At 66.8% G+C, this 7898-nt stretch carries 7 protein-coding genes; 5 read left to right on the top strand and 2 right to left on the bottom strand.

The features are described from left to right. Positions 1–87: 87 nt before the first annotated feature. A complete protein-coding gene (locus VH326_RS06610; RefSeq protein WP_329631017.1) occupies positions 88–1158 on the bottom strand; it encodes a cellulase family glycosylhydrolase in 1071 nt (356 codons plus the stop codon). A gap of 163 nt (positions 1159–1321) precedes the next feature. Continuing rightward, on the bottom strand, positions 1322–2722 hold the full coding sequence (locus tag VH326_RS06605; protein ID WP_329631016.1) for a family 43 glycosylhydrolase: 1401 nt from the start codon (positions 2720–2722) through the stop codon (positions 1322–1324). Between the two features lie 66 nt (positions 2723–2788). On the opposite strand from VH326_RS06605, the gene VH326_RS06600 reads away from it, so the two are divergent. The 5 genes from VH326_RS06600 to VH326_RS06580 all read left to right on the top strand — a co-directional run bounded on the left by VH326_RS06600 (position 2789) and on the right by VH326_RS06580 (position 7809). Beyond that, positions 2789–3622: a phytanoyl-CoA dioxygenase family protein gene (locus tag VH326_RS06600; protein ID WP_329631015.1), complete on the top strand. Its 834-nt coding sequence runs from the start codon at positions 2789–2791 to the stop codon at positions 3620–3622. Between the two features lie 65 nt (positions 3623–3687). Further along, entirely contained in the window at positions 3688–4782 is a 1095-nt protein-coding gene (locus tag VH326_RS06595) for an ABC transporter ATP-binding protein (protein WP_329631014.1), read from the top strand. Further along, the gene (locus VH326_RS06590; RefSeq protein WP_329631013.1) at positions 4779–5657 is read left to right on the top strand and encodes a sugar ABC transporter permease; all 879 of its coding nucleotides are present in this window, start codon (positions 4779–4781) and stop codon (positions 5655–5657) included. The genes VH326_RS06595 and VH326_RS06590 overlap by 4 nt, the downstream gene beginning before the upstream one ends. Beyond that, the gene (locus tag VH326_RS06585) at positions 5654–6493 is read left to right on the top strand and encodes a carbohydrate ABC transporter permease (protein ID WP_329631012.1); all 840 of its coding nucleotides are present in this window, start codon (positions 5654–5656) and stop codon (positions 6491–6493) included. Before VH326_RS06590 ends, VH326_RS06585 begins: the two co-directional genes overlap by 4 nt. Continuing rightward, a complete protein-coding gene (locus VH326_RS06580) occupies positions 6490–7809 on the top strand; it encodes an ABC transporter substrate-binding protein (protein ID WP_329631011.1) in 1320 nt (439 codons plus the stop codon). Before VH326_RS06585 ends, VH326_RS06580 begins: the two co-directional genes overlap by 4 nt. Positions 7810–7898: the final 89 nt, after the last annotated feature.

The raw sequence follows: 7898 nt of genomic DNA, 5'->3' as shown, positions 1-7898 counted from the left end.
GTTCAATCCTTGCCACGCCCACCATTAAAAGCCCCGCCGGCTCGTCGAGCCGGCGGGGCTTTTATATTTTCGGATAAGCGGGAGGCGTCAGGCGTCGGCGGCGTCGATCGCGTTGAGCAGCCGCAGGAATTCCACTTCGGTCGGGTCGTGCGGCGCGCCGTCGGCATCGAAGATGTCGTGGAACCACGCATCCTTGTTGGCCTTCTTGGGCATCTTCCATTTGTCCCACGGCAAGTGCGTCTGCGTCTTGCCGCGCACCAGCCCCCAGCAGAAGGTGCCGACATCGTGCTTCTTGGCGACCGGCAGGATGTCCCGGAACGTGCTGCCGGCGGGGCGCGCCATGAATTCGGTGCACAGCAACGGCCGGCCGAACGTCTTGAGCCACTTCACCCGCCGCATGAAGTCCTTCGCGACGCCGTAATTGTGGAACGAGATGATATCCGAACTGCCGGTCTGCACGCGCTGGATCGGGCTGAGCAGGTCGGGCGCCGACCAGTCGCCGAGCCAGATGCCGCTGGTGAGCGGCTGGCTGGGGTCCATCAAGCGCGCCCAGGCGAACGCCTCGACGAGCAAAGGCACGACCATGTCGGCCTTCGCCTTCAGCGCCTTCGCATCGCATAGCGCGACCTCCGGCCCGTTGTCGGGCTCGTTCCAGATGTCCCAGGCGAGCACGCGCTGGTCCTGCCCGAAGCGCTCGACGACGCCCTTCACGTACGATTCGAGCCGCGCGTGCTCGGACCGATCGAGCAGCACCGGGACGCCCGGCGACTGCACCCAGCCCGAATTGTGCACACCCTCGCGCGGTTGCGGCTGCGGCCCGAGCTTGGGCTCGGGATGCCAGCACGAATCGAACAGCACCAGCATGGTGCGGATGCGGTGGCGATCCGCCGCCGCGAGGAACCGGTCGACCCGGTCGAGAAAGCCCGGGGCATCTTCCAGCCACAGCAGATCGTGGAGGTAGACGCGCGCCGCGTTCATCCCGATCGACGCGGCAAGCGCCAGCTCGCGCTCGATCGTCGGCAGGTCGAACGTCGCTTCCTGCCACATCTCGAGCTGATTGATGGCGGTGGAGGGGGTGAAGTTGCACCCGACCAGCCATGGCTGCTTCGCGAACCAGTCGCGCGCCGCCTCAGGCGCCCAGCGTTCAATCATCGTCATTCACCCCGCAGGAGCTCTTCTCGTCGTCGTTTCTGCGTCGACTGACCGCCAACGAATCAGAAATAATAATATAAATCAAGAATGCTGTCGGAAAGCTGACTAACATGCTCTTGGTTAACGGTTTTTAACGCCCGGAACGGGACTGTGCGGCGGCCGGGTCCGCTCAAACCAGCGTTACGCCGTCCGCGCCGAAGCGCAGCCGCGTCGTCAGCAGCGCACGAAACGCGTTGTAGCCGCCCGAGCCCGGGAAGAAGGCGTGGAAGAACAGCTGCGGCTCGCCGTCGAGCCCCGGCGCCACCGAGGCATGGCCGGGCGCCCACCAGCTGCGGGTCGATTTGAGCAGCGGCTCGGGCTGCTTGACGTAGGGCCCCTGCGGATGGTCGGCGGCTGCCACGCCGATGCCATAGGCCGGCGTGCCGAAATCGTTGCCGGCATAGAACAGCCAATATCGGCCCTGCTGCCGCGTGACCCACGGCCCCTCGATCAGATGGCCTTCCCAATCGAGGTCGTTCTGGAGGACGAGCGTGTCTTCGCCGATCAGCTCGCCGGCCGCGGACAGGCGCTGCGCGTGGATCGGCGTGCTCATCGCCGCGACGATCGCCGCCGCCTCGGGGATGCTCGCCAGCACCTCCCTCACAGGCCCCCAATTGTCGAGCACTGCTTCGATCAGCGGCTGCATCAGGAAGAAGCGTTCCATCGGCCGCCGGGCGTTCGCCCATGGCTGGATCGCGGCGGCGAAGGCGGCGGTGCGGCGGTCGGGTTCCGCGGCGAACAAGGCGTCGATCAGTACAGGTTGCGCGCGCAGCAGCCCGGCGAGCGGGCGCGGCCAGATGCCGTTGGTGTCCTTTTTCCAGAACAGGTAGCGCGTGGCGTCGGCGTCGATGAAGATGTGCGAATCGATGACGCCGCCGCTGAGCACGGGCTGAGCCGGATCGTCGGGCAAGCCGGTTGTGTTGACCGCGGCGCCCACGATCAGCGGGTGGCCGAGATCGGTCCACGGGCCAGACCAATGCGGCGCCTTGGCGAGCCCGATCGCCAGCGCGTTGCTGCGTTGGCGGGCAGTATAGACTAGCCAATATTCTTCGCCGACCCTGGCCATTTCGGGCGCCCAGAAATCGCCGACGCGGTGGCCGTGCGCAGTCCAGGTCGGGGCCTCGCCTTCGGGGAAGACGAAACCCTCATGCTTCCACGTCTCGAGGTCGGGCGACCGCAGGATCGGGAAGGCATCGACGGCGTCGTTGGACGTGGCGACGAGGATATAGCCCTCGTCGGTCTTGAGCACCGCCGGGTCGCCATAGCCGGCGGTCGTGCGCGGGCTCAGATTTTCGAGGATCAGCGGCCGCCAATCGGGTTCGGGGGCGGTGTCGCTGACGACATGACCCTCGGTTACGTGCGGCAGGCGCGTGCCGAAGTCGCGCGCCAGCGCCGCGTAGAAGGCGGTATAATCGGTATGCTCGCCGCCGGGCAGGCGATATTCCTGGCGCGTATCGCCACGCGAGATGAGGAAACTGTAGCCGGCACCTTCTGCGGCGGCATCCACGGAAAAAAGCTGAGTCGCGGTCATGGCGCCCCTTTGACTCCGGAACCGCGCCGCGAGAAGATATTTGTCATATAAATGGGACGAGTCGTTATGGCCACTGCACCAGACAGCCCGGATTACGAGCCGGCCGACTTGCTCGGCGGGCTGTACGGCGACGGCATCATCGCCTGCAAAGGCGCGTTTGCCCCTGCGTTCGCCGACAGCCTCCATGCCGAGATCATGGCGCTGTTCGAGGAAGCGCGATCGGTGCCGGGCGGGGCGCTCCCACGAGGCCCGGAGCGCTGGTACGTCGAAACGCAACCCGAGCGGATCTCCGGCTTTGTCGAGATCGTGACGCACCCCTGGTTCGTCGCGGTGTGCGAGGCGGTGCTGACGCGCGATTACCGGATCGTCGAGATCGGCTTCGACATCCCTTTCCCGGGCGCCGCCGACCAGCCCTGGCACCGCGACTTCGCGGTGCCGGGGGCGACGACGCGTGACCGCCGGCTCAATTCGCTCGCGTTCAACCTGCCGACGATTGACACGCGGCCGGAGCACGGCCCGATGCAGATCGCGCCGGGCACGCAATGGGACGAGTTCGAGGGCTGTCCCAAGGGCATGTTCCCGCCGCGTGAGCTGTGGGGGCGATACGAAGGCAAGGCGGTGACCAAGCAGCCGCAACGCGGCGACATCTCCGCGCGGTCCGCGCTGACCGTGCATCGCGGCACTGCCAATCGATCGAACGAACCGCGGCCGGTGCTGGTGGTCGGTGTCGACGCTCCCGATGCGACCAACGCCGCGCACCACGATCTGCAAGTCACGCGCGCCTATCACGACAGCCTGCCGCCGCGGGTGCGCGACCATCTGACCTGTCGCGTTGTCGAGGCGCTCGAGCCGATCGTCCAGAGCCACGTGATCGAGGGCCTGCTCGAGCCGGTCTACTGAACCATTGACGGGGCGCCCGCGCCTGGACGACAAGCGGATCGAATAAATATGATAAAAGGGGTGCCGTGGCCGGTCTGGAGCTGAACAGCGTCCGCAAATCCTATGGCGACGTCCTCGTCCTCGACGACGTGTCGCTGGCGATGGCGCCGCGCGAATTCACCGCTTTCCTGGGGCCGTCGGGGAGCGGCAAGTCGACCTTGCTGCGGATCATCGCCGGCCTCGAAACCGCCGATGCCGGCGAGGTGTGGCTCGACGGGCGGCGTATCGATCCGCTGCCGCCGGGCGAGCGCGATGTCGCGATGGTGTTCCAAAACTACGCGCTCTATCCGCACATGACGGTGCGCGAGAATATGGCGTTCGGGCTTCGCAACGCGCGCGTGCCCGCGGCCGAGATCGAGGCGCGCATTGCCCAAGCGGCGAGCGTGCTCGAGATCGAGAACCAGCTCGACAAGAAGCCGGGGCAAATGTCGGGCGGGCAGCGCCAGCGAGTCGCGATCGGCCGCGCGATCGTCAAGAATCCCAAGCTGTTCCTGCTCGACGAGCCGCTCTCCAACCTCGACGCGGCGCTGCGCACGCGCACCCGGGTCGAGCTCGCGCAGCTGCGCCAGCGGGTCGAGGCAGGGGTGATCATGGTCACCCACGACCAGGCCGAGGCGATGACGCTCGCCGACCGAATCGTCGTGATGAACGACCGGCGCATCCAGCAAGTCGGCGCACCGATGGAGATCTATACGCGCCCCGCCAATGCGTTCGTCGCGCGGTTCGTCGGATCGCCGGCGATGACTCTTGCCTCCTGCGTACTGTTGCCAGGCGAAGAGCATGCGCGGGTCCGGCTGGGCGACGGTTGCGAGGTCGCCACTCGGGTACCGCGCGCCGGGCTGACCGAAGGCGCGGCGTTGCAGCTCGGGCTCCGGCCCGAAGGCGTCGCCGCGACCGCGCCCGGCAAAGGGACGACCGACGCCACGGTCGAGCTGGTCGAGCGGCTCGGCGACCGGACGCTCATCTATGCCCGCCTTGCCGACGGGCAGGAGATCACCGCGCAAGGCGAAGGTGCGAGCCGAGTCGGTATGGGCGACCGAATCGGGCTGCGCATCGACGGCGCTGCCGCGCATCTGTTCGGCCCGGACGGGCAAGGCCACCACGCCGAGAGCGCCGCGTGAGCAAGCCCGCACGGCCAGGACGGCTCGGCGGGTTCGCGTTCGTCGGTCCGTTCCTGTTGCTCTACCTGGGCATCCTGATCGTGCCGCTTTTGCTCGGCATCTATCTCAGCTTCAATCGCGCCGATCTGTTCGGCTATCGCGAATGGGTCGGGCTCGGCAATTACGCGCGGCTGTTCGCCGACCCGGTCTTCTACCAGTCGCTGCTCAACACGTTCGAAGTCGCGGTGCTGATCGTGCCGCCGCTGACGATCATCGCCTTGCTGCTCGCGCTCGCGCTCAACCGGGCGACGCGGAGCGCGGCGATCTTTCGCGGTATCTTCTTCTCGTCTTCGGTGCTGTCGGTGACGATCGTGACCTTGGTCTGGCGCTTCATCCTGACCCCCGACGCCGGGCTCGTCGCCAAGCTGCTGACCGCGATGGGACGCGATCCGATTCCGTTCCTCAGCGACGCACATTGGACGATCCCGAGCCTCGCGATCACTACGATCTGGTGGTCGCTCGGCTTTCCGATCATGCTGTTCCTCGCCGGGCTCCAGCAGATTCCGCAGGATATGTACGAGGCTGCCGCGCTCGATAATGCGAGCCGCTGGACGACGTTTCGGCGGATCACCTTGCCTTCGCTGCGGCGGACGTTGCTGCTCGTGGTGATGCTCCAGACCGCGGCGCAGCTTCAGTTGTTCGGCCAGGCGCAGCTGCTCACCGGCGGCGGCCCGAGCGGCACGTCGCGCACCGTCGTGCTGTTCATCTACGAGGTCGCGTTCGGCCGCTGGGAGTTGGGCTACGCGACCGCGACGGCGGAGATATTGTTCGCGCTCGTGCTCGCAATCACGTTGCTGCAATATTGGACCGTCACGCGGCAGGAAAGCGAGCGATGAGCGCCGCCGCGGACAAGCGCGACCGGCTGCCGCTCCTCGCCTGGATCGCGGTGGTGATCGGCGCGCTGATCATGGTGACGCCGCTGTTGTGGACGTTGATCCTGTCGCTCAAGAGCAACGCCGAGCTGATGCGCGACAGTGCGTCGGCGTTCCACGGCCCGTACACGCTGGAGAATTACCGCGCGATCCTGTTGAGTTCGCAAGTCACGCGGTGGCTGCTCAACAGCCTGATCGTGTCGCTCGGCACGACCGGCGGCGTGCTGATCCTCTGCTCGCTCGCCGGATACGGGTTCGCGCGCCTCGATTTTCCATTCAAGCGCACCTTGTTCCTGCTCGTGCTGCTCGGCCTCGCCATTCCGGAGCAAGCGGTCATCCTGCCGCGGCACCAATTGTTCGCGGCGTTGCACCTGCACAACAGCTATCCGGGGCTGATCCTGCCCGGGCTGGTGGCGCCGTTCGGCGTGTTCTTCATGACTCAGTATTTTCGCGCGATCCCCGTCGAACTCGACGAGGCGGCGATGCTCGACGGCGCGTCGCGCTTCACCATCTTTCGCAAGGTGCTGTTGCCGCTCACCATCCCCGCGCAAGTGACGCTTGGGGTGTTCACCTTTCTCGGCTCGTGGAACGACTATTGGTGGCCGCTGATCTCGGCAACGCGCAGCAACATGTTCACGCTGACGGTCGGCCTCGCATCCAGCCAGATGAACTATGCGCAGACCAGCGGGCTCGGCTTCCTGATGGCGCAGGCGGTGTTCGCCTCGATCCCGATCCTGATCGTCTACATCATCTTCCAGAAGCAGATCGTCCGCGCCATGGCCGGGACCGCGGTGCGATGAGCAAAGCGCGCCTGGCGCTGGTGCTGCTCGCCCTCGTCGCGCTCGGCAGCTGCGCGCGCGGCGGCGCGCGCACCGAGATCGTCATCCAGCGCTTCTTCGGCGAATGCGGCGCGGTCTACGGGCAAAGCATCGACGTCGCCGCGGCGGACGGCGAATGCGGCATCCTGACCACCCTGATCAACCGCTTCGAGGCCGAAAATCCGGACGTCGCGGTCAGCGTCAATATCGTCGCCTGGCCCGGTTACCCCCAGCTCACCGCGCAGATCGCGGCCGGCGACCCACCCGACCTCGTCACCATGCACCAGTCGGTGATCTCGGATTATCAGGGCCGCGGCCTGCTCGAGCCGATGGACGCGATCCTCCGCCAGGCGGGGATCGGGCCCGACCAGTTCACCGCGGCCGGCCGACGCGGCGTCACCAAGGCCGGCCGGCTCTTCGCCATGCCCTGGGACACGATCGGCGGCCTGTTCCACGTCAACATGCGGCTGATGGCCCAGGCGGGGCTGGTGCGCGACGGCCGCCCGATCCTGCCGCGCTCGCCCGCGGAATTGCTCGACCAGGCGCGGCGCTTCCGCGCGGCCACCGGCAAGCCCTATCTGATCCAGTCCGAGGTCAACGACCCGGCGAGCCACGTCCGCAACCTCTACACCTATCTCCTTGCCCAGGACGCAATCATCTTTCCCGACGCCCGCCATATCCGCATCGCCACCCCCCAGGCGCGGCAGATCGTGGAGCTGTTCCGCACCATCCAGGCCGAGGGGCTGACCACGCGCAACCAGGATTTCCCCGCCGCCAGCCAGAGCTTCATGAACGGCGAGGGCGGCATCTTCCCGGTCGGCACCTGGATGATCGGCCCCTATGACGCCGAGGCGGAAACGCCCGGCCGGCCGCTCTACCATGCTTATGCGGTGGTCCCCTATCCGCGCCTGTGGGGCCACGACGCCGCCTTCGTCGACGGCCATAGCTGGGTGATGCCGCGGCGGACGCGCACGCCCGCGCAACGCGATGCGATCGCCCGCTTCCTGCGCTTCATGGCCGCGCACAATTTCGACTGGACGCGGACCGGCCAGCTGCCGGCGTTCCGGGCGGTGCTCGCTTTGCCCCAATTCCAGGCGCTGCCGCATCGCCGCGACATCGCCGCAATGGCCGCGACCGGCGGGCAGCTCCCCGATTACGTGCAGCGCCAGTCGGCGATCCAGGGCCTGATCGGCGAGGAGCTGGAGGCCGCGATAACCGGCATGAAACCGGTCGATCAGGCCCTCGCCGACGCGGAGCGGCGCGTCAACGAGCTGCTCGCGCAGCTCATCCAGCCTTGAGGGTCAAGATCGGCGCAATAATTTTCGCTGAAGGTTCAGGGGTTTGAAAGCATTTTGTGGATAAACATGGATCAATCGCTTGTCGAACG

The sequence above is a fragment of the Sphingomonas sp. genome (assembly GCF_036269755.1).
Taxonomy (GTDB): Bacteria; Pseudomonadota; Alphaproteobacteria; order Sphingomonadales; family Sphingomonadaceae; genus Sphingomonas.
Note: the sequence above shows the minus strand (reverse complement) of the source record. Positions and strands in the feature narration are given on the sequence as shown.

Coding starts and splice junctions, on each gene's coding strand:
- VH326_RS06610 (WP_329631017.1), bottom strand. CDS start 1,158: ATGACGATGATTGAACGCTGGGCGCCTGAGGCGGCGCGCGACTGGTTC.
- VH326_RS06605 (WP_329631016.1), bottom strand. CDS start 2,722: ATGACCGCGACTCAGCTTTTTTCCGTGGATGCCGCCGCAGAAGGTGCC.
- VH326_RS06600 (WP_329631015.1), top strand. CDS start 2,789: ATGGCCACTGCACCAGACAGCCCGGATTACGAGCCGGCCGACTTGCTC.
- VH326_RS06585 (WP_329631012.1), top strand. CDS start 5,654: ATGAGCGCCGCCGCGGACAAGCGCGACCGGCTGCCGCTCCTCGCCTGG.
- VH326_RS06580 (WP_329631011.1), top strand. CDS start 6,490: ATGAGCAAAGCGCGCCTGGCGCTGGTGCTGCTCGCCCTCGTCGCGCTC.